The organism is Streptomyces sp. NPDC048484, assembly GCF_040651415.1.
Lineage (GTDB): Bacteria > Actinomycetota > Actinomycetes > Streptomycetales > Streptomycetaceae > Streptomyces.
In genome coordinates this window covers 1-21,613 of record NZ_JBEZJY010000087.1, presented here as the reverse complement: position 1 = coordinate 21,613, position 21,613 = coordinate 1, and the positions used below count along the sequence as shown (strand labels likewise).

Below are 21,613 nucleotides of genomic sequence, written 5' to 3'. Positions count from 1 at the left end.
GCGATCAACAGAATGAAGGCATGGCGGGGAATCGCAACCCGCTACGACAAGACCCCGGGAAGCTACCTCGCCGGCCTCCACCTTCGCGCCTCGATAATCTGGATCAAGGACCTCACACGAGCCACCCCTTGATCACAACCAAATACGCTCCCTAGGGCGTGTTTCGAAAGTCCCGTCTGCCCGGCGACGCCATGCACGCTCCCCCACTGCCTTAAGGGCGTGGGAGGTGCCCCCACTCGGCGCACCGGGCGCAGACCCAAGTACGTCCAGTACGAGGGTCTACGCCCGGCACGCCGAGAGCACGCACCTGACGCCGCCGGACCCGCCCTCCGGGCGGACGACGCTACTTTCGAAACACGCCCTAGCGCCTGAGTTCCAGCAGGCCCCGGCGGATCGCCTCGGAGAGCGCCGCCGCTCTGTTGTCGACGCCGAGCTTGCGGTAGATCCGCACCAGGTGTGTTTTGATCGTCGCCTCGCTGAGGTACAGGGAGTCGGCGATGGCGCGGTTGGTGTGGCCGTCGGCCATCAGCTGGACGACTTCCCGCTCGCGGCGGGTCAACTCCGATGCGGGAGTGGCGGCTTGGCCGACGAGGTCACCGACGATCTCCGGCGCGAGCCCCATGCCGCCCACCGCAGCGCTGCGTACGGCCCGGAAGAGGTCCTCGGGCGGCCCGGCCTTGAGCACATAGCCGCGAGCGCCGGCCTCCAGTGCTCTTACGACGTCGGCGCGCCCGGAATAGCTGGTCAGCATCACCACGGGCACTCCCGGAGCTTCGACGGCCAACGAGCGGACCGCTTCGACGCCGTCGCCCGCACGGTTGCCGCGGTCCGTGCCCTCGAATCGCAGGTCCATGAGGACGACGGCGGGGGCGAGAGCCACGCAGAGGCGGACAGCCTCCTCCCCGCTTGCCGCCTCCGCGACCACCTCGAGGTCAGGCTCGCCCTCCAGAAGGGCACGCAGCCCGGCCCGTACGACGGCATGATCGTCGGCGATCAGCAGGCGAAGTGGGTGCGCGGTCATCGGACCGCCGTCGCATGGCTCGCGGGCAGCAGCGAACCGGAGTGTGGCCGGGCGGGAACGGTGGCCCGGATGCGGGTGCCCCGCTCCGGTGAGCTGTCGACGGTGAGTTCGCCGCCGCACTCCCGCAGCCGCGCCCGGGCCGCCGGAAGACCGAAGCCACGGCCCGTGGGAGGCATGCGGCCGGAGTGGGTGAGGTCGAAGCCGACCCCGTCGTCGCGCACATCCAGCTCGATGCGGCCCGCGCCATGGTGCAGCGTCACGAGCAGGGTCTTTGCCCGGGCGTGCTCACGCACGTTGGCCAGCATGCTCTGTGCCACCCGGAACAGGGTGGTGGCGGCTTGCTCGTCCAGGTCGGGTCGGTGGGTCCCCGTCGAGCGGAACCGGACGCCCGTCGCCGTACCGTTCTGTTGCGCGCCGGTGCACAGCAGCCGCAGGGATCCCTCCAAGCCTTCCTCGGCGACCGCGGAGGGCGTGAGGTCCCTGATCATCCGCCGGGTCTCCGCGAGACTCACGTCCAGACCGTCGGCGACCGCGCGCACACGGGTACGCGCCACAACTGGCCGTTCCTCCCAGTCCCGCTCGGCGGCCTGCAACAGCATCAGGCTGCCGGACAGTTCCTGGGCGAGCGTGTCATGCAGGTCACGCGCGATGCGCTCGCGCTCGCCCAGCACACCGGCCCGCCGCTGTTCCTGTGCCAGCACGTCACGCGTGCCGCGAAGTTCCTCCACCAGGCGCTGGCGTTCCCCGGCAGCGCGCTGTTGCGCCTGATACAGGGCCGCCGTGCCCCACACGGCCGCCACCGGGATCAAGACCATCTCCGCGTCGAAACCGCCCGCGCTCCGGCTGAGTTGACCGATCAGTACGAGAGTGATGGCAGCCATCGTGGCCGCCGCCGTACGGCGTCCGAGCGCGCGGAGTGCCGCGCAGGCCAGTGGCACCGCGCACCAGACGTAGGCACCGGTCAGGGGCGGTGGAGTGAGGACCACGAGCAGCGCCCACAGCAGGAGCATGGCCGCCACCCAGGCATGCCGGGCGAGGGCGCCCAGGCGGTTCCACAGGGCCAGCCCTGTCGCGTACGTCAGGGCGAGCAGCGCGCTGACGGTCACGATGTCCCAGCACAGCGCGATGTTCAGACGAGCCAGTCGAACCAGCGCCGCACCGACGACGAGGAAGAACACGAGGTGAGCCATGTGTCTGGGAGCGAAGCGACTGGCACGGGTCGCCGGTGGCGGGTGGGCGGAGCCCGGGTCGGACACGGCAAGCCCCCTGGAGAATGATCCGTCGGGGCGGCCGAGTCTAGCCGCTGGTTGTAGGGCCGATGTGAGGAGTGGGGCCGCCGGTTTGTGTAGCGGGGGAGCGGGTGCCGGCGGCCGCACCGTTGGTCAGGCTCCCGGGTGCAGTCCGAGGCTGCCGGGCGTGGGGTCGCCCTTGACCTCGCCGAAGTACAGGGCGAAGGTCTGCTTCCAGCGCTCGACCTCGGCGCGGTCTGCCATGAACTTCGGGAAGCCGTCCAGGTGCGCGTCGGGGTACTCCCAGAGTGGCTTCAGGCCGGCCGGGGGAGTGATGTCGGTGCGCACCGACCAGCCGTTGAAGGAGTTCTGCTGCGACTCGGCGGACAGCTGCCAGTTGAGGAACAGCTTGGCGGCCGTGGAGTTCCTGGCCTGCTTGAGGATGGCCATGCGCTGGCCCCAGCTCATGAACGGGTGTCCGTCGGCGATCACGAACTTCGCGGGAGAAGACAACGAGGGGACCGCCGAGCCCGCAGTGCCGATGCCGATCGCCTTCTGCCCGGCGAAGACGGCATCTCCCGGCGAGTTGCTGCCGCGCGCGAACCGCACGTCCTGGGCGGCGAGCTTGGCCACCCACTCCCAGCCGTACTTCTGGGCGTAGAGCGCGTAGAGGTAGAGGACGGCGTCGTCGTCGTGCGGATACGAGGAGGCGATCTTCCCCTTCCACTTCGGGTCGATCAGGTCGAGCGGGTTGCGTGGCGCGTCCGAGCCCACGGCCGCCGTGCCGTACATGAAGCTGAAGGCGATCGCTCCGGTGGCCACCCATGCGCCCTGCGGGTCCTTGAACGCGTCGTACACCTTCGAGAATCCGGCGGGCTTGTAATGCAGCAGGCGGCCCTGTCGGTTCCAGCGGACGAAGTCCTGCAGGGTCTGCAGCTGTACGACGTCGGGGACGAGCGTGTTGGTGGCGAACTGGTTGTCGACGCGGACGTCGTGGTACTTGCTGTAGTCGACGATCAGGGTCAGGTCGATGTCCGGGAAGCGTGCCTTGAAGGCCGCCTTGGTGCCGTCCTGCTGGGTCGGGGTGTCGCCGCCTGCGTAGACAACGAGCTTCCCGCCCTCCTTGAGGGCAGCCCGGTAGAGCTCGTCGAGCGTTCGACTCTCCTCGCGCCCGGTTGCGCGCCGAGAGGCAGTGGCCGGGGATGCCGAGGCGGAGGTCGCGGGGGCGCCGGCCGCGCCGAGGCCGAGGGCGGCGCCGGCCCCGGTGGTGAGGACACGTCGTCGGCTGAGGAAGCTGGACACGGTGGGGCCTCTCTGATGGGGGGTGGCGTGAAGGGCCCAGGGGTGATGGGTGATCGTCATTGTGGTGCGGGGGAGTTGGCCGCCGCGTCGTCCGTACGGATCGATGAGCCGACCGAGGGTGGAAACCGCGTTCAACCGAACGGTTGAACGCCTGTGAGATCTCAGCCGTCGGCCTATGTCGGCGGTGGAGCTGTGGTGCGGCGTGGCACGAGTGCGGGGGAGAGCTTGACCTGGACGGACGGCTTGCCGCGGTCCGCGATTCGCTCCAGGAGGAGACGGGCGGCGTTCGCTCCGATCTCACGGCCGGCCTGGTCGACGCTTGTCAGGGAGATCGGGCCGAGCGCGGCGAAGGTCGTGTTGTCGTAGCCCGCCACCGAGATGTCACCGGGCACCGACAGCCCGGCTTCGGTGAGCGCCTCCAGTACGCCCATGGCGGCGAAGTCCGCGCCGGCGAAGACGGCCGTAGGTCTGTGGGGACGCGTGAGCAATCCCTTCATGCCTTCGTATCCGCCCTGCTGGGTGTAGCTGGTGGAGACGACATCGATCTCCTCGTCCAGACCGAGGTTGCGCATGGCTCGCCGATAGCCGTCTGCGCGCTGGGCGTTGGGCATCTCGGCGATGCGTGTCGGGTCGGTCTCGTGGTGCTCGATATGGGCGATCCGGCGGTGCCCGAGTGCGGCGAGGTGGCCGACGACCAGGGTCGCGCCCGCTACGTCGTCGTCGGTGACGCTGTCGTACGCGGGGGAGTGCCCGTGGCGGCCGACGACCACGGTCGGCACGACGGAGGCGACATGTTCGAGGTGGGCGCGCGACGACACGGGGGCGACCAGGACGAGACCGTCCATGCCACGGTCGATCATGGCCTCGGTGACGCGGGCCTCCGCCTTCTCCCCGTTGCAGCCCGGGCCCATGAGGACCTGGTAGTCGGTCTCCTCCAGGCAGCCGGTTATGCCGTCGAGGATCTCGGGGAAGAAGGGGTTGCGGATGTCGGGCAGCATCACGCCGATGGTGTACGTCTGCCCGCGCAGCCCCCTGGCCGCCGCGAGCGGACGGTAACCCAGTTCGTCGATCGCGCGTCGCACTTTCGCCTGCATCTGCGGGCTGGCTCCGTAGGCGTTGCGCAGCACCTTGGACACGGCCGTGGTGGACACCTGGGCATGACGGGCGACATCGACGATCGTGACGCGACGGGGCGGTGCGGGTGGCTCCATGCAGTTTCCTCCGACGCGGTGGGCAACGTTGGCGGAAAGTGTACGGAGATATCTCCTGGCTCGGAAGGATCGATCACGCGGCCGGTGGGCCTCCGGAGCGTAGCCCCGTAACAATCGTGCAGCGTGCGCGGCATCTTGACGTCACTCAAAGGGCTCTCTAAGGTCTGGCACCACCCGTGGGAAACGTTACCCAATTTGCCAGTCGGGCCGCGTCCCTCGCGTCGTCCGTGCGCCACAACCAGAACCCGGCAGGTGCCTCGATCCCCGGATGTGCCGTATCCCTTCGCCGGGAAGCGACTGAAACGTTTCAAGAAAGCAGGTCCGCCAGTGGCCCTCGCCCCGAACGAGCAACTTCCGGATCGCGGCCATCCGTCGGATCCCGTCTCGGCGGCCGTGCCCCGCCGTGCGCGCACCACTCCGCCCTGGTGGTTCATGGCCCCGGCGCTGCTGCTGTTCGCCTTCGTCGTTCTCGTGCCGAGCGCTCGGGGTGTGTACTACGCCTTCACGGACTGGGACGGCCTCGATCCCCACTACTCGCTCGTGGGCCTGGGCAACTTCGCCGACATGTTCCATGACGCCGACGCGATCCAGGCCATCTGGCACACCGTGCTGATCGCCGTGGCGATCACGATCGTGCAGAACGCGGTGGGGCTCCTGCTGGCACTCGGCGTGAACTCGGCCATCAGGTCCCGCAACCTCCTCAGAGTGTTCCTGTTCGCCCCCGCCGTGATCACCCCGATCGTGACCGCCTACCTGTGGCGCAACCTGCTCGGCCCGGAAGGGGCCGTCAACAGCCTGCTCGGGACCGTAGGGCTCGGCGCATGGCGGCAGGACTGGCTGGGCAACCCCGACCTGGCGCTCTGGGCAATCGTCGGAGTGATCGTGTGGCAGTTCGCGGGCTATTCGATGGTCATCTTCCTGGCGGGACTGCAGTCGGTGCCCCAGGAGGTCCACGAGGCGGCGGCGCTCGACGGAGCCGGTCCCGTGCGGCGCTTCTGGTCGGTGACCAGGCCGCTGCTGGCCCCGGCCTTCACCATCAACCTGATGCTGTCGATCATCGGCGGGATCAAACTCTTCGACCAGGTGTACGCGTTGACCGGCGGCGGACCCGGACATGCGACCGACACCCTGTCGACCCTCATCTACAAAGACGCCTTCACCCTCGGCGAGTTCGGCTACAGCATCGCCCTCGCGGTGGTCCTGACGATCATCGTGGCCGTCGCGTCCACCGGTCAGTACCTCGTGCTGTCCCGCAGCGAAAGGGCCGCGTCTTGAGCCGCTACCGCCCCCGGACCCTGGCGCTGGAGCTCGTGATGATCGGCGTCGCACTGGTCGTCGGCTTCCCGGTGTACGTCCTGGTCAACCTCGCCGTACGACCGGCGTCGGACACGTCGTCCCCCATCAGCCCGACCAGTTCGCCGACCCTGGAGAACTTCACCCACGCCTGGCAGCAGGGCGGGCTCGGCGGGGCACTGGCGAACAGTGTGCTGGTGACCGTGTGCAGCGTCGTCATCGTGCTGGCCGTCTCCTCCCTCGCCGCATACCCGCTGGCCCGCATCACCGCCCGCTGGTCACGCGGTACCTACCTGGTCGTCCTCCTCGGACTCGTGCTGCCCTTCCAGCTCGCCTCCCTCCCGCTGTACCAGACCATGCGCGATCTCGGCCTGCTCGGCACCCCCTGGGCGCTGGTCCTCTTCTACTCAGGACTGCAGGTACCGTTCACCGTCTTCCTCTACGTCGGATTCCTGCGCGCTCTGCCCCGGGACTTCGAGGACGCCGCGCTGATCGACGGCTGTACCCCGCTCCAGGGGTTCCGGTACGTCGTCCTGCCGATGCTCAAGCCCATCACCGTGACCGCTCTCGTGCTCAACACGGTCGCCGTGTGGAATGACTTCTTCACCCCGCTGCTGTACCTGAGCGGCAGCGCCCAGCAGACCATGCCGGTGGCCATCGCCGGCTTCGTCGGCCAGTACGTCACCGACTGGAACCTCATCTTCGCCGCACTGGTGATCAGCATCTTGCCCGTCCTGCTCGTCTACTTCGTCCTGCAACGCAGCATCATCAACGGCTTCGCCGGAGGGCTGCGGGGATGACACCCGCCTTCCTCTCCTCAAAGGAGACATCATGAAGACACGCGCACTCACGGCTCTGGTGGCCGCGACAACCGCCGCCACCCTCCTGGCAGCCTGCAGCGGCGGCACCAAGGCCGACTCCGGCGGCGGTGCCAAGACGCTGACGCTGGCCTCGGTCGACCAGGGCTCCGTCGAGAACGTCGTCAAGGCCTTCGAGAAGGCCAACCCGGGCGTCAAGGTCCGCTACACCACCAGCGGCGCCGATCAGTACCAGCAGCAGATCCGCACCCAGTTGTCCTCGGGCACCGCACCCGACGTGATGTCGGTGTGGCCGGGTAACGGGAACCCCGCCGCCACCCATGTCCTGGCCAAGCCGGGCTACTTGCGTGATCTGTCGGATCAGCCCTGGGCTGCCAAGATGCCCGAAGCGATCAAAAGCGTCGCCCAGTACGAGGGGAAGACCTACAACGCGGTCTTCGGGCAGAACGGCATCGGCGCGGTCTACAACCGGCAAGTCCTGGACGAGGCCGGACTTACTCCGCCGGACACCTGGACGAAGTTGCTGGCCTTCTGCCGGGCCGCCAAGGCGAAGGGAACGCCCGCGTTCGCGCTGGGGAACCAGGACAACTGGGTGACCCAGCTCGTGCAGTACGCCCTGGTCTCCACGACCGTCTACGGTCCGGACCGCGACTTCGACAAGAAGATGCAAGCGGGCGAGGCCACCTTCGCCAAGTCGCCGTGGACCACCGCCCTGGACAAGTACCTGACGATGCAGAAGACCGGCTGCTTCCAGAAGAACCCGCTGGGCACCAACTACGAGGCCAGCCAGCAACTCGCCGCCACCGGCAAGACGCTCGGCATCATCCAGGGCAACTGGGTGATCGCACTCCTCAAGCAGAAGAACCCGAAGGGTACGTTCACACTCAAGGCCCTACCGGCCACCGACGACCCGTCCGAGACCCTCGTACCCGCCGCGGCGGGCGCCGGATACGGCGTCAACGCCAAGGCGAAGAACGAGGACCTGGCGCTGAAGTTCGTGAACTTCGTGATGTCGCCCAAGGGTATGAACATGTTCGCCAAGAAGCAGGGCGGCCTGCCTTCCCTCCCGGACACGGGCTACCAGGTCGACCCGTCGCTGACCGAACTCTCGATGTTCATCAAGGCCGACCGAACCGTGCCGTTCATGGACCAGCTCTGGCCCAACGCCAAGGTGCAGCAGAACATGCTCAGCGGTCTCCAGGAGATCTTCAGCGGGCAGTCCACGCCCGAGAAGCTCCTCAAGGAGATGGACACCGACTACGAAGCCGGCTCCTGAGCTCCGTGCCGACAACCGAAGGGACGACGGTGTGAGCAATGAAGCATTCGGCGCAGATGTTGCTGTGCCCGAGAACCAGGGGAACGGCGATGCGGGCAGTGAGCAGACCGGGCCTCGCCGCCGAACCGTACTCGCGGCGACCGCCGGCGCGGTGCCGGTAGTGGCAGGCGTGATGGGCGGCGGCACGACCGCGCACGCCGCATCGACTCGTCCCGTGGAGGATGGCGCAGTGTACGGACTGACCGCGGAACACCGCACCGACCCTCTGGGGGTGGACGCCGCGCACCCCCGCTTGGGCTGGCGCATGCGGTCCGCTGGGCGCGGCCGGAGCCAGGGCACCTACGAGATCCTCGTGGCCGGCTCGCCGGGCAGACTGACTCGTGCCCGCGCGGACATGTGGTGCAGCGGTCGCGTCCGCTCCTCCGAGTCCGTGGCCGTCCGCTACAAGGGCAAGCCCCTCAAGCCCTCGACCCGCTATTACTGGACTGTCACTGTCTGGGACACCGACGACCGCCTGGTCGGCACCGGACCCGTAGCCTCCTTCGAGACGGGCCTGATGAGCACCGACGGCGTCACCGGCTGGGACGGCGCGCAGTGGATCGGGATGAAGGGAAAGGCACCCGGCTCGCCCGGTGCACCGATGCTGCGGACCCAGGCACCGCTGAACACCAGAGCCCGCGTCCGCGAGGCGCGGCTGTACGTCTCCGCCCTCGGGGTCTACGACGCCTACGTCAGCGGGCACCACGTGACCGTCCCGCAGGACAGCGACACCACCATCGAGCTGCTGCCACCCGGCTGGACCAACTACGACACGCGCGTCAACTACCTCACCTACGACGTCACGGACCTCGTGGGGCGCGAGAAGGCCGTGACCCTGGCGGCCGTCCTCGGCAACGGCTGGTACAACGGCCGTATCTCCGACGGCAGCACCTACTACTCCAGGAACGGCAACCCCCTCGCCCTCAAGGCCCGGCTACTGATCCGCTACACCAACGGGACGACGCAGTCCGTCGTCACCCGGCCGGACGGCTCGTGGAAGGCCACCGACGTCGGCCCCTACCTGGCCGACGACATCTACGACGGCCAGACCTACGACGCCCGCAGGGAACTGCCGGGCTGGACGTCCGCGGGATTCGACGACGCCGACTGGTCCGACACGGAACGCATCCCCTTCGAGACCGAATATCCGGACGCGCACCTGCTCGCATACCCGGCCGAAACCGCCCGGCTGATGAGCTGCTGGGACCGTCGGCCCCAGTCGGTCACCGTCGCCACAGGGGTGACCGGACAGGACGGCAGCCCGGGCGGTAAGGGCCGCATCGTCGTGGACCCCCACCGGACGGTGACCGACCCGCACCGGGCGGCCTCCGCCCCGGTCACCATCGGCGCCGGCGACACCGCGGTCTTCGACCTGGGCCAGAACATGGTCGGCGTCCCCCGCTACAGCCTGCGCGGCCCGGCCGACACCCAAGTCACCTTTCAGTTCGGCGAGATGCTCAACGACAGCAGCGCCGGCGCGGACGGCCCGGAAGGCTCCCTCTACCGGGCCAACCTCCGCAGCGCCAAGGCCACCAGCACCTACATCCTCAAGGGCGACCGCAACGGGGAGACCCACCAGGACTCCCTCACCTTCTACGGCTTCCGCTACGCGTCCGTCACCACCACCGACACGGTCACGATCACCGGCCTGACCGGAAAGGTCGCCACCTCCGCGATCCGTGAAGTCGGCTCCGTCACCACGAACGATCCGGACACCAACCAGCTGATCAGCAACATCCGCTGGGGCCAGCGTGGCAACTACCTCTGGGTGCCCACCGACTGCCCGCAGCGCGACGAGCGTCTCGGCTGGACCGGCGACACCCAGGTCTTCGCCACTACCGGCCTGTACAACGTGGACGCCGGCCCCTTCCTCAACCATTTCCAGGACACCGTCGTCGACTCCCAGACCATCTACGGCATGGACAAGGACCAGTTCACCGGCGTTGCTCCAGGTGGGCGGTACAACTTCCCGGGCGGGGGCAGCGGTTGGGCGGACTGCGGGGTCATCCTCCCGTGGACCCTGTGGCAGATGACCGGTGACCCGGCCGTCGTCGAACGCAACTGGCCGGCGATGACCCGCTACCTCGACTGGATCAGGCAGCAGACCGGCGACACCTACGCCGGGCAGGGTTCCCTCACCGGCGACTGGCTCGCTCCGCAGAAGACGAGCGCCCAGCTCATGAGCGACGTCTACTACGGCTATTCCGCCCAGCTCATGGCACGGATGGCCCGAGCCGTCGGCCGACGTACGGAGGCCGTGACCTATGAGCGGCTCCTCGCCGGCATCAAGAAGGCGTTCGTCAGGAAGTACCTCAGCGCCGACGGCGACACGGTCACGGTGAAGTCCAGTCTCGGCGAAGCCTCCCCGATCGAACCAGGCGCCGACCCGAACCAGAAGACCGAGGACAACAGCCAGACAGCGCTGCTGTGGGTGCTGAAGCTCCGCTTCTACGACACCGAGGCCCAGCGCCGCACCCTCGTCGGGCTGCTCGCGGACAACATCGGCAACGACGCCGCCTACAAGGCGGCACACCCGAACAGCAGCCGGGTCAAGTACGCCGAGAACACGCTGTCCGTGGGCTTCCTCGGCGTCAACGTCCTCGCCCCCGTCCTCACAGACGAGGGCCGCGCGGACGTGGCGTACCAGTTGCTGCACCAGGACGCGCTGCCCTCCTGGCTCTTCTCGGTGAAGAACGGCTCCACCACCGTCTGGGAGCGCTGGAACTCCTACTCCGAGAACGACGGCTTCGGCCCGGTCAGCATGAACTCCTTCAACCACTATGCCTATGGCGCCGTCATGGAGTGGATATACGCCTACATGGCCGGCATCGCCCGGGACCCGGACAGCCCCGGCTTCAAACGCTTCCTCCTGCAGCCGCAGATCGATTCCACGGGGAGGATCAGGCACGTCTCGGCTACGTATGCCTCGCCGTACGGCGAGATACGAAGTGAGTGGAGGATCCAGGGCGGCGGAACCCTCGCCTACGACGCGACCGTTCCGGCGAACAGCCGGGCGACTCTGCGCCTCCCGGCTGTCTCTGCCGACTCCGTCCGCGAAGGGCGAACCCCGCTGGCCGGCGCGGAGGGCGTGCGACTGCTCGGGCACGCGGACGGCACCGCCTCGTTTCAGCTGCCGTCAGGTCACTACTCCTTGACCAGTACGGTGCGTTGACGTCGGTCCCCGGCCCCGCCCGGTTCCGGCGGGCGGGGCCGGGGACTCAGGAGCGGTCGTCGCTGCCCGGCAGGGCAGCCAGTGCCTTTTCGACCGCTGCCAGGACCTCCAGGGGCGCCTTGTCCAAGGGCTCCCGAAGTGCTCGGCCCGCCCTCCACCGGGTGGTCCGGCGGAAGTTGTCCGCGCGGGACTCGTCGATGCCGCGGATGGCGTCCAGCACGGCCTGGTATGCCTGTTGATCGTCGATGATCGTGGCGAGGCTGGTGCCGAGGGTCAGCCGGTCCCGGGAGACGGCGGGCCGCGCGTGCTCCTCCACCCACTTGTGCGTGCCGCTGCCGATCTCGTAGTGGGCACCGGAGGGCAGGTCCACCACGCCACGCGTGTTCGGCGGTATCCGCGCGTGGAAGTGCACCCTGCTGCCCTCACGGCGCCAGCCGGCGCAGGCTCGTCCGTACGGCGTCTCGTGCCATGCCGAGGCGTCGTCGAGGTCATTGAGCAGGGTGGGGGAGATGCGGATGACGCGATAGGCCGGTTCCAGCGGAGCGAGTCCGGCGACCTGCCGGTGGAGCCAGTCGGCCACGGCGCCCAGGGCGTAGTGGTTGAACGAGGTCATCTGGCCCGGGTTGATCGAGCCGTCGTCGAGCATCGAGTCCCAGCGTTCCCACACGGTGGTCGCGCCCATGGTGACCGGGTACAGCCAGGAGGGGCATTCGGTCTGGGTGAGCAGCCTTGAGGCCGCGTCCGTGTGGCCGGTGGAGGTCAGCGCCTCGCAGACGATGGGTGTGCCGACGAAGCCGGTGGTGATGCGGTAGCCGGCCGAGCGGACGAGATCCTTGAGGCGGTCGCCCAGTGCCTGGCGCTGACTGTCCTTGGCCAGGCCGAAGACGATCGCCAGGGCGTAGGCGGTCGGCGCGTCGGACATCATGCGCCCCCGTGGTGTCACGTAGGCGCTGCGGAAGGCGTCGGCGATGCGTGCGGCCAGGTCGGCGTAACGGCGGGCGTCGGCGTCCCGGCCGAGCAGGGCGGCCGCCTTGGCCGTCAGGTCCGCCGAACGGAAGAAGTAGGCGGTGGCCACGATGCCGGCGTCGGTCTTGGCGTCCCCCGGGCGTTCCGGTGGCGCGTCCGGGTCCAGCCAGTCACCGAACTGCAGCCCTTCCTCCCACAACAGCGTGCCGTCCGCCCGGGACCGCACGACGTCGACCCACGCAGCCATCGCCTCGAAGCAGCGTTCAAGGACGTCCCGGTCGCCGAAGCGCTCCCACAGGACATCCGGTACGACCGTGATGGCGTCGCCCCAGGCCGCGACCGGCTGGAACAGCCCCGGTACCTGGGGAATCACGGCCGGGACGACCATCGGCACCACTCCGTCCGCGGCTCGCTGCTCCAGCATCACGTCGTCCAGCCAGGAGCGCAGGAAGGCGTCGCAGTCATACAGGAACGCCGCGGCCGGGGCGAAGACCTGCATGTCTCCCGTCCAGCCCAAGCGCTCGTCACGCTGCGGACAGTCGGTCGGAACGGAGAGGAAGTTGCCGCGCATACCCCAGACGACGTTGTCGTGGAACCGCTGCAGGAGCGTGTGCGAGGTGACGAATCCGCCTCTGCGCGGCATGTCGGTGTGGACGACGGACGCCGACACGTCACCAGCGGCGAGTACCCCCGGCCAGTCGTCCACCTGGACGTAACGGAAGCCGTGGAAGGTCCACTTGGGCTCCCACACCTCGTCCCCTGCCCCGCTGAGCACGTAGTGGTCGGTGGCGGCGGCATTGCGCAGTGGCCGGGTGCCGAGCTCTCCGTGCTCCAGCACCTCCGCGTGCCGCAGCGTCACGGTGTGTCCTCGCTCGCCCCGGACCCGGATGCGGACCCGGCCGACAAGATTCTGGCCGAAGTCGAGGATGGTCCTGCCGCTCGGCGTGGTCAGGACACGCTCGACCGGCAGCTCCTCGACGACCCGGACCGGAGGCAGGCTACGCATCGTCGGAGTGACATCCGGTACGGCGACCAGCTCGACCGGAGCCCAGGCCGACGCGTCGAACGACGGTGCCGACCATCCGGGTACGGCCAACCGGGCGTCATAGGTCTCGCCCTGGTAGAGACTTGCGGACACCACTGGCCCCCGAGACCAGCGCCATCCCTCGTCGGTGACGACGGTGTCCATGGAGCCGTCCTCGTATTCCAGCGTCAGCTGGGCGGCCGCAGCGGGAGCGCCCTCGTAGAAGCGCCGCGCGGCATCCCGGAAGCCGAACCGTTCGGTGTACCAGCCGCCGGTGAGGACGATGCCCAGCGAGTTCGGGCCGGGGCGGATGTGTTCGGTGACGTCCGCGACGTCGAGGTGGAGACGCCACTGGTAGCTCGTCCAGCCGGGCTTCAGCTCCGCGTCGTCGACTGTGGCCTCGTTGACGTGGATGTCGTAGGCGCCGAACGCGGTGGAGTGCAGCAGAGCACGGTGGACCGCGCCCCGCACATGGAACGAGCCCCGCAACAGGTGGGGCTCCTCCGCACCGGAGCCGACGAAGCGGGCCCGCCAGGCGCCGGGGGGAAGGAAACCGGACGTGACCCGGGTGCCGTCGCTCCAGGGGGACTTCGACCCCTCAGTGCCGTGGACCCGTACCCGTACGAGGGCGGTCTCTCCGGGAGCGAGGGGCTCGAAAGGCCAGTCCACGAGCACCGAATCCGGTCCGTCGACCGACGCGGTGCTGGTCACTCCGCCACGTGTGATCGAGATGTCGGCCGTCCGCTGGATCCACGACGGCAGCCCGGTAGCGGTCTTCCAGGTCAGCGGGGGGCGGGAGTTCGGCACGAAGGTTTCGTCGGTCCAACCGACGCGAACGGAGTTGACGTGCACGGCGGCTTCCTGGGCGGTCATCGGGCGTCTCCCGCGACGGAGGTGGGCAGGACGCACGACGCGACGGAGTCCTCTTGAGCGGTGCGGAAGCGACGGATGATCAGCATGCCGATGGTTCCCGAGACGAGAGCGAAGAGGGTGAGCAAGTAGTAGAGGCCGGCCGGGCTCCAGTCGATCAGGGCGGGCGTGACCAGGGCGAAACCGGCGGCGGCGAAGCGTGCCACGGCCATCGTGGCGCCCTGCACCGTCGCGCGTGCGTTGACCGGGAACGACTCCTGGGTCCAGATCTTGTAGAGCGCTTCGCCGACGAACGGGAACCCGATGTTGTAAAGGACCAGCGCGGCGATCATGGCCGGCAGAACGTTGCCGCCCGTGATGGCGATCAGCAGCTGGCACGAGGTGAACACCACGACACCGGCGGCGAAGAAGCGGCTGCGCCATTTCGTGTCGGCGATGCGGGTGAACACGATGGTGCCGACCAGCCCGATGAGCGTGGTGAGGAAGGAGAGAGCGGTCGCCGTGGACTGGGATGTGTCCCCGACCGTGACCAGGAAGTAGGTCTTGAAGGAACCGAAGGTGTTGGCGACCAGGGTGAAGAACAGATAGAACAGCGCGGTAGTGGTGATCATGACGGCGAAGTTCCGCTCGCGGAACAGCGCGCGCAGGGGCAGCGCCTGGGAGGGATCGACACCTCCCGCAGTGTGACGCTCCTCGGCCTCGGCCTCCAGATCGCGAAACGCCGGATAGAAGGCGCGGAACGCGAAGGTCGCGACGGCGAGTACGGACAGGATCACGAAGATCAGCCGGATGCCGAACGTGCCCAGCCCGGCCACGGCGAAGCCCAGCAGCGTGGTCACGACCACTCCCGCGGTCCACATCACATGGGTGAAGGCCACCAGCCTCCCCTGAGTGCCGTCGGGCGCCCTCTCGGTCAGCACGGCGATCGAGGTCGGCAGGTCAGCTCCGGCGGCGACACCGATCACGATGACCCCGGCGACCAGTACGGCGGAGTTGGGGGCGCAGGCCACGGCCAGTGCGGCCGCGGCGTACAGGAGGATGGTCAGGGAGAACACCCGGCCGCGCCCGACGAGGTCGGCGATCCGTCCGCCGGTCAGCGCTCCGACCGCGATGAAGAGGGTCAGCGCTGATCCCAGTACACCGACGGTCCAGACACTCAGGCCGAAGCTCTCCTTCCAGAGAGCGAGACCGAGGCCGACCGAGATGATCGCTCCCGAGTCGAGGAACGATGCCATGCCGGCGGCCACGGCCAGCATCCAGTGCCTGCGGTCGAGCTGCGGTGACGTCTTCGTCGGATCCGCCATCAGGTTCTCCGTTCTTCACCTGCTGCCCTGATCGGGCACAGATGGTAATACGATTTACCATCGACGCAGACATGGGACCATGAGTGCACGTAGAACAGTCAAGGGGTTGGCAGGTAAAAGGTAAATCGATTCAATCGAACCTGCGAGTGTCTTGCCGTGCGAAGTCTGCCGTGTCAGGTTCCGCTGGTGGAGTCGCGGACCACGAGTTCGGGTGCGAACTCGATCCGAGGCGCCGTCCGCCCGGCTTCTGCGCCTTCTGGGTCGCGCAACGCCGAGATTTCGTCGAACAGCAGCTTCACCGCGGCTGCTCCCAGCTGCGCGTGCGGCGTGCGCACTGTGGTCAGCGGGACGATGGTCGACTGGGCGAACTCGATGTCGTCATAGCCCACCACCGCGATGTCCTCGGGTACGCGGACGCGTCGGCCCGCCACCAGGGACTGGATGATGCCGATGGCGAGCAGGTCGTTGGCGCAGAACAGCGCATCCGGCCGGTCGGCGGCATCGCGCCGGGCGAGGCGCTCGGCGCAGGCGAGCCCCGCTTCCACTGTGCGTTCGGGGACGGAGATGAGTTCCAGGGTGGCGTCCGGCACCTTCTCGATCACGGACAGTGCTCCGCGCTGCCGGTCGGCGATCTGCTGGAGATCCAGGGAGGAGGCGACGAATCCGATCCTTCGGCGGCCGAGGCCGACGAGGTGCTGGACCGCGAGGCGGGCGCCGGTGACATGGTCGATCGACGCCGATGCCTGGAAGGGCGAGAACGCGCGTCGAGCACTCAACACACTGGCAATGCCGCGTTGCCGTAGACGTGCCAGCTCGTCCTCCACGTCGCCGACGGGCGCGATGATGATCCCCGCCACCCGCTGCTGCTCGAAGAGCTGCAGATACTCCCGCTCCCGCTGCCGCGATCCCGTGTCATTGGCCATCAGCAGGTACATGCCCTCGGCGGCCACATGCTGCTCGATGGCGGTTGCGATCTGCGGGGTGGTGGCGCTCGCGAGCTCGAACGCGACATAACCGATGACCGGACTCGCCCCGGTACGCAGCATGCGTGCCGCGTCGTTGGGTACGAACCCGAGCGTTTCCACCGCTTGCCGGATCCGCTCCCTGGTGACATCTGAAAGCTTGCGGGGCTTGTGGAAGTAGTTCGACACCGTGGACTGGGACACCTGCGCAAGTTCGGCGACGTCCCGAATCGTGACCTTGTTCAGCGAAACTCCCGGCTCTGCCCATGCCCCGTAGTGGCCCCTGCGGCCATCGTAGTCCGGGTTGTCCCGGCGTCTCGACCGGTCCGTCCGACAGGCCCGAGGGCCGCCGGAGCGGCCTCGTTCGAGTGCTGACGTGCGGCGGCGCCGGGCCTGCACGAGCCTGAGGCGTGCGTGCCGCAGAACATGCCTCAGGGGCCTGAGTGCCGGCGGACTGTGCGAGGGCGAGTGCTTGACGTCACATGGCTGTAACTCTAGGGTCTGGCACACATAGTGGGAAACGTTACCCACTTCAGGCACAGGCCCGCTGTTCCTTGCGGGGCGCGCTTGGCGGTGTGCGCGAGTGGCCAGAGCGCGGATGGTCACCCACGTCCAAACTCAATATCTTTTTGCGCTTCACTATTGAAACGATTCAAGTTGTTGCCGTTGCCCCGGAGGGTGCATGCCTGCTCGCCCCGGGGGCCGGCGGCGAGCCGGCTTGAAAGGCCCTGGGCGGTTCCTCCCCTTCCGCCCCAGGGCCGTCTGGACGCAGTTGTCCCGCGCGTGAACGCAGAACCTATGAGGAGACTTCGTATGTCAGAGGAACCGAACGGCTCCCCCAGCCGCAGACGGGTTGTCGGCACCATGGCCGCATCCGCGGTAGGACTGGCCCTCCCCGTGGCTCCCGGACTTCCCGTGCAGAATGCCCATGCCCGGCAGCAGGGCGGAAGTGAGAGAACTCTGGTCGTGGGCCTCGCCGTTGACGGCCGTGTGGACCATCCGCTCGGTGTCGACAACCCCGCTCCACGACTGAGCTGGAAGGTCGTCCAGGCCGAGGACGAGTGGGTCCAGACCGCCTATCAGATCCGTGCGGCGCGTACGGAACGGGAGCTCGACTCGGGGCGTCTGTTGTGGGACAGCGGCAAGGTCCGCTCCGACACCCAGACCGATGTCTCCTGGCGAGGTCCCGTCCTCCGCTCACGTGACCGCGTCGTGTGGCAGGTGCGGGTTTGGGGGTCCAAGGCAGGCGCGACGACCTGGAGCCGCTCGGCGTCGTGGGAAATGGGGCTCCTCCAGCGCGCCGACTGGGGCGCGGCCCGATGGATCGAGTACGCCGGGCGTGCCGTCGACCAGCCGCTGCCCGTTTTCGCTCGGGCGTTCCGGGTGAACGAGCGCGGAGGACGCGTCACCCGAGCCAGGCTGTATGTGTCCGGCGTAGGTCTCCACGTAGCCCGGCTCAACGACGAACCGGTCACCGACGAGGTGCTCGCTCCGGGCAACTCCAACTACCAGTTGTCTGTGGAGTACCGGGCCTACGACGTCACGCACCTCGTGAAAACCGGCAACAACACCGTCGGCATCGAGCTGGGCCACGGCACGGCACTGGTGACACGGTCCGTGACCAACACCGCGACCGGCCGAACCGCCCCGTACAGCTGGTGGCAGAGCCAGTTCAAGGGCACCGGCAGCCTGGTCGGCGCCGCAGCCAGGGGCGCCACCGCCGTCAAAGTGAGCAGTGTCGCCAACTTCCACGTCGGAGGCACCGTCAACATTGACACCGGCGACAGCGGAGAACGACTGGAACCGAGGACGATCACCGCGGTGGGCACCGCGGGCGCCGACGGTAGCGGCATCTCGTTCAAACCTGCTCTCTCCTCGGACCACGCCGACGGCGCGGCCGTCTCCGGGTCGGGCAACTCGCTCGCCAGTACCGACCCCAGCGCAGGCGCCGCTGTCACTCCGCGGCTCATCGCCCGCCTGGAACTGACAAAGGCCGACGGAACCGTCCAGACCATCATCAGTGACCGTTCGTGGAAGACAGCCCTCGGTGCGACAACCACGGCCAACTGGTACTCCGGATCCGACTACGACGCCCGGCGAGAGCAGCACGCCTGGACGGCCCCGGGAGCGGAGCTGGGCAAGTCGGCCAAGCGCCGCGACGGCAGCGCCATGGGGTGGACCAGTGCCGGCATCGCCCCGCCCCCCAATCTGACGACCGAACTGGTCTGGCGAAACGCCGAGCCGCTCAGGATCGTCGACACACTGCGTCCCGTCAGCGTCAAGCAGCCCCAACCCGGCGTCTGGGTCTTCGACTTCGGGCAGAACTTCGCAGGCTGGCCCCAGCTCGACCTCGACCACCGGGTGTCGGCCGGAACCACCGTGAAGCTGCACCCCGCCGAGTCGTTGAACGAGGACGGCACGGTCGACCAGACATCCATCAGGGGTGGCGGCGCTGCCCGAGGAACCGACATCTTCGCCGCCTACACCACTCACGGCGGAGCCCGCGGCGAGACCTGGCACCCACAGTTCCACTACTTCGGCATGCAGTGGGTCCAGGTGACCGGCCTGCCCGAGGGATACATCCCCACCCGGGACACGGTCACCGGCCTGCAGATTCACGCGGACGTGCCGGCTGCCGGGTCCATACGGACGTCGAACGAGCGGATCAACCGGATCCACCGCATGTCCCGTTATTCGATCATGAGCAATGTCATGTCGACCTTCACGGACTGTCCCGGCCGCGAAAAGCTCGCCTACCCGGCCGACTACCTGCAGCCCTTCAGCTCGCTGCACCGCACCTTCGGCTACGCCGCCTATCTGCGCACCATGCAACGCCATCTGGCGGAGGGCCAGTCGGTGGCGGGCGACAACATCGGCAACGTCGCGCTCAAAGCGCCTGTGTACGACTGGGGTTATACAGGCCGCTTCGGTGACGAGATCAACTGGGGCAACGGCATCGTCCTGACGCCGTGGTTCCTGTACGAGACGTACGGCGACGCCCAGACGATGGCCCGCTACTACCCCCAGATGCAGGCCTTCCTCACCTACATCCGCACCAAGAAGGCCGGCACCGGCGCGGACGCCTACATCGTGGACGCCGCACTGGCGGACTGGATCTCCAGTGAGCAGACCTCCGGCCGGATCACCGGGACCTGGGGCTATCACCAGGTGGCCGACCGGATGGCCCGCATGGCCGAACTGATCGGACGCCCGGCCGACGCCGCCGAATACCGCAGCCTCGCCACCAACATCAAGAACGCCTTTAACGACGCCTTCTACAACAGTTCTCTCGGTCGCTACACGGCGACGGGCAACCAGGGCAGTGCCGGAGCGACACAGGCCGCGCAAGCTCTGGCCCTCGACGAGGGGCTGGTACCCGGGAGTGAGCGTAAGAAGGTCTTCGACGCGTTGGTCGAACTGGTCTACGCCCACCAGCCGTTCGGAGGAGGACCCCACTTCAGCGGGGGCACCATCGGGATGGCTCCCATCGTCAGGGTTCTGCACGAAGGCGGCCGCGACGACGTCCTGTGGGACGTACTCCAGGAGGACACCCGACCCAGCTACGGCTACTTCATGGCTCCCACTACGGCCAACCCGGGCGGACTGACCACCATCCCCGAGAACTGGGACATGGGCGCCTCGAAGAACCACATGATCCTTCTCCAGATCGAGGAGTGGTTCCACAGCGGCCTGGCAGGCATACGCCAGCCCCGTGGAGGTGTGGGTTATCGCCAACTCGTCATCGATCCAAGGCCGGTGGGCGGGCTCACGCACGTAGAGGGCGCCTACCGCACACCGTACGGCGAGGTATCCACGGAATGGACGCGAAAGAGCGGCGTCTTTCGACTCAGGGTTGACGTGCCCCCGAACACTACGGCGGAGGTCTGGGTGCCGACTGGCGGTGGAAAGCCTCAGACCGTCCCCGACGGGGCGAAGTTCGAGCGTATGGAAGGGGACCGGGCGGTGTACAGCGTCCGGTCAGGCGCCTACGCCTTCACCGCCCGCGACACGCGGCCTCCAGCCTAGGTGCGCGGAGCCCACCCCGACCTTACGTCCCGGCCATGGACGCGCAGCCAGGGCGAGGGCGACAGGAAGGTGTGGGCTCCCCCTGTCGCAGGCCCCGCCCTGCTGCGGCACGGTCGCGTTCAGCCGGCGATGACGCGTGCGTTGACCCGCCGCGTCCAGTCCCGGTCGGTGTCCATGGGTGACTGCAGGAAAGTGATAACTGCGAGGTCAGGCGGTTGTGCCGGTCGCAGTGCTTCCCGTCTTGGTGACGTAGTAGGTCGCGGAGGCGCCGCTCCAGAAGTGGAAGGTGAGTGTCACCCGGGAGCCGTCCTTCAGGGAGTTGACGAAGTCGGCGGTCAGCTTGATGGAGTCGCCGGTATACGCGGTGAAGGCGGTGTCCCACTGCTGGTAGGAGGTCCAGCTCGCCGGACCCGCGTTGCTTCCGTCGTCATACTTGGCTTCCATCTGGTCACCGCGGACCTGGGTGGGGGTGGTCAGGCCGCTGGTGTTTCCGGAGGCGCTCGACAGGACCGGGGTGTCGTAGGTGATCACGTCGATCCGCCACGGGACGCCGCGGGAGAACCTGGCCTCCAGCGTCGCGTTGACTCAGTACGCCCGGTCGCCGGCGAGCTCGGTGAGGGCGGCGGCCGTCAGCGTGAGCTGGTTGCCGGAGACGGTGTAGTCCCTGTCTTTCACGATGATCGGCAGTACGAGGGTTTGACCCCCGACCAGGCCCTCGACCTGATCCCTGCGGAGTACCAGCATCCACTTCTTGTCCTGGCGGACTTCATAGCTGTCGCCTCGGCTGAACAACCGCTCCTCGTGGTGGACAGGCGGGGTGAGCGTGGGCGTTGCGTCCGCGTTGTGACAGCCGAGTTGTGGAGCATCGAGAACAACCTCTCGGGCGCGAACATGGACTTCGAGGAGTTCGGCGGTGCCGTCGATGACGACGGCGTGTTCCGAGGGTTTTGATCCACTGGCCGCCAGGCGGTGTCAGGCTGCGGGCGCTTGGGGGCGTCCGCCCCGGTCGGGTAGCCGGGGTACGTTGCCGTACCCCGGCCCCCTCAGAACCGGACGTGCGGGTCGTCCCCGCATCCGGCTCAAGCGGGCCCCAAGAGTCG

14 protein-coding genes are annotated in these 21,613 nt (G+C 68.1%); 5 read left to right on the top strand and 9 right to left on the bottom strand.

The features are described 5' to 3' along the window. Positions 1–361: 361 nt before the first annotated feature. The 4 genes from AB0D14_RS43145 to AB0D14_RS43130 form a co-directional block, all read right to left on the bottom strand. Positions 362–1,021 (bottom strand): response regulator transcription factor, encoded by a 660-nt coding sequence (locus AB0D14_RS43145; RefSeq protein WP_362790476.1) that lies wholly within the window; start codon positions 1,019–1,021, stop codon positions 362–364. Beyond that, a complete protein-coding gene (locus AB0D14_RS43140) occupies positions 1,018–2,211 on the bottom strand; it encodes a sensor histidine kinase (RefSeq protein WP_362790473.1) in 1,194 nt (397 codons plus the stop codon). Before AB0D14_RS43140 ends, AB0D14_RS43145 begins: the two co-directional genes overlap by 4 nt. Before the next feature lie 192 nt (positions 2,212–2,403). After that, positions 2,404–3,552: an extracellular solute-binding protein gene (locus tag AB0D14_RS43135; protein WP_362790470.1), complete on the bottom strand. Its 1,149-nt coding sequence runs from the start codon at positions 3,550–3,552 to the stop codon at positions 2,404–2,406. 173 nt (positions 3,553–3,725) lie between these two features. Then, the gene (locus tag AB0D14_RS43130) at positions 3,726–4,763 is read right to left on the bottom strand and encodes a LacI family DNA-binding transcriptional regulator (RefSeq protein ID WP_362790467.1); all 1,038 of its coding nucleotides are present in this window, start codon (positions 4,761–4,763) and stop codon (positions 3,726–3,728) included. Between the two features lie 327 nt (positions 4,764–5,090). Between AB0D14_RS43130 and AB0D14_RS43125 the strand changes: the two genes are divergently transcribed. The 4 genes from AB0D14_RS43125 to AB0D14_RS43110 all read left to right on the top strand — a co-directional run bounded on the left by AB0D14_RS43125 (position 5,091) and on the right by AB0D14_RS43110 (position 11,361). Then, the gene (locus tag AB0D14_RS43125) at positions 5,091–6,038 is read left to right on the top strand and encodes a sugar ABC transporter permease (protein WP_362790464.1); all 948 of its coding nucleotides are present in this window, start codon (positions 5,091–5,093) and stop codon (positions 6,036–6,038) included. Then, positions 6,035–6,856 carry a carbohydrate ABC transporter permease gene (locus AB0D14_RS43120; protein ID WP_362790461.1) on the top strand — a complete coding sequence of 274 codons (822 nt, stop codon included), beginning with the start codon at positions 6,035–6,037 and terminating at the stop codon, positions 6,854–6,856. The genes AB0D14_RS43125 and AB0D14_RS43120 overlap by 4 nt, the downstream gene beginning before the upstream one ends. Before the next feature lie 31 nt (positions 6,857–6,887). Further along, positions 6,888–8,150, top strand: coding sequence for an extracellular solute-binding protein (locus AB0D14_RS43115; RefSeq protein WP_362790458.1), 1,263 nt, complete (start codon positions 6,888–6,890; stop codon positions 8,148–8,150). 172 nt (positions 8,151–8,322) lie between these two features. Further along, positions 8,323–11,361 (top strand): family 78 glycoside hydrolase catalytic domain, encoded by a 3,039-nt coding sequence (locus AB0D14_RS43110; protein ID WP_362790478.1) that lies wholly within the window; start codon positions 8,323–8,325, stop codon positions 11,359–11,361. Between the two features lie 46 nt (positions 11,362–11,407). Here AB0D14_RS43110 and AB0D14_RS43105 read toward each other — a convergent pair whose 3' ends face one another. The 3 genes from AB0D14_RS43105 to AB0D14_RS43095 form a co-directional block, all read right to left on the bottom strand. Further along, complete coding sequence (locus AB0D14_RS43105) at positions 11,408–14,224, bottom strand: family 78 glycoside hydrolase catalytic domain (protein WP_362790455.1); 2,817 nt, start codon at positions 14,222–14,224, stop codon at positions 11,408–11,410. Further along, on the bottom strand, positions 14,221–15,525 hold the full coding sequence (locus tag AB0D14_RS43100; RefSeq protein WP_362790452.1) for an MFS transporter: 1,305 nt from the start codon (positions 15,523–15,525) through the stop codon (positions 14,221–14,223). Before AB0D14_RS43100 ends, AB0D14_RS43105 begins: the two co-directional genes overlap by 4 nt. Positions 15,526–15,698: 173 nt before the next feature. Next, positions 15,699–16,886: a LacI family DNA-binding transcriptional regulator gene (locus AB0D14_RS43095; protein ID WP_362790449.1), complete on the bottom strand. Its 1,188-nt coding sequence runs from the start codon at positions 16,884–16,886 to the stop codon at positions 15,699–15,701. Between the two features lie 414 nt (positions 16,887–17,300). On the opposite strand from AB0D14_RS43095, the gene AB0D14_RS43090 reads away from it, so the two are divergent. Further along, positions 17,301–20,513 carry a family 78 glycoside hydrolase catalytic domain gene (locus tag AB0D14_RS43090; RefSeq protein WP_362790447.1) on the top strand — a complete coding sequence of 1,071 codons (3,213 nt, stop codon included), beginning with the start codon at positions 17,301–17,303 and terminating at the stop codon, positions 20,511–20,513. 207 nt (positions 20,514–20,720) lie between these two features. Here the strand turns inward: AB0D14_RS43090 and AB0D14_RS43085 are convergent, their stop codons facing one another. Beyond that, complete coding sequence (locus tag AB0D14_RS43085) at positions 20,721–21,044, bottom strand: hypothetical protein (RefSeq protein ID WP_362790444.1); 324 nt, start codon at positions 21,042–21,044, stop codon at positions 20,721–20,723. A gap of 54 nt (positions 21,045–21,098) precedes the next feature. Further along, the gene (locus AB0D14_RS43080) at positions 21,099–21,305 is read right to left on the bottom strand and encodes a hypothetical protein (RefSeq protein WP_362790442.1); all 207 of its coding nucleotides are present in this window, start codon (positions 21,303–21,305) and stop codon (positions 21,099–21,101) included. Positions 21,306–21,613: the final 308 nt, after the last annotated feature.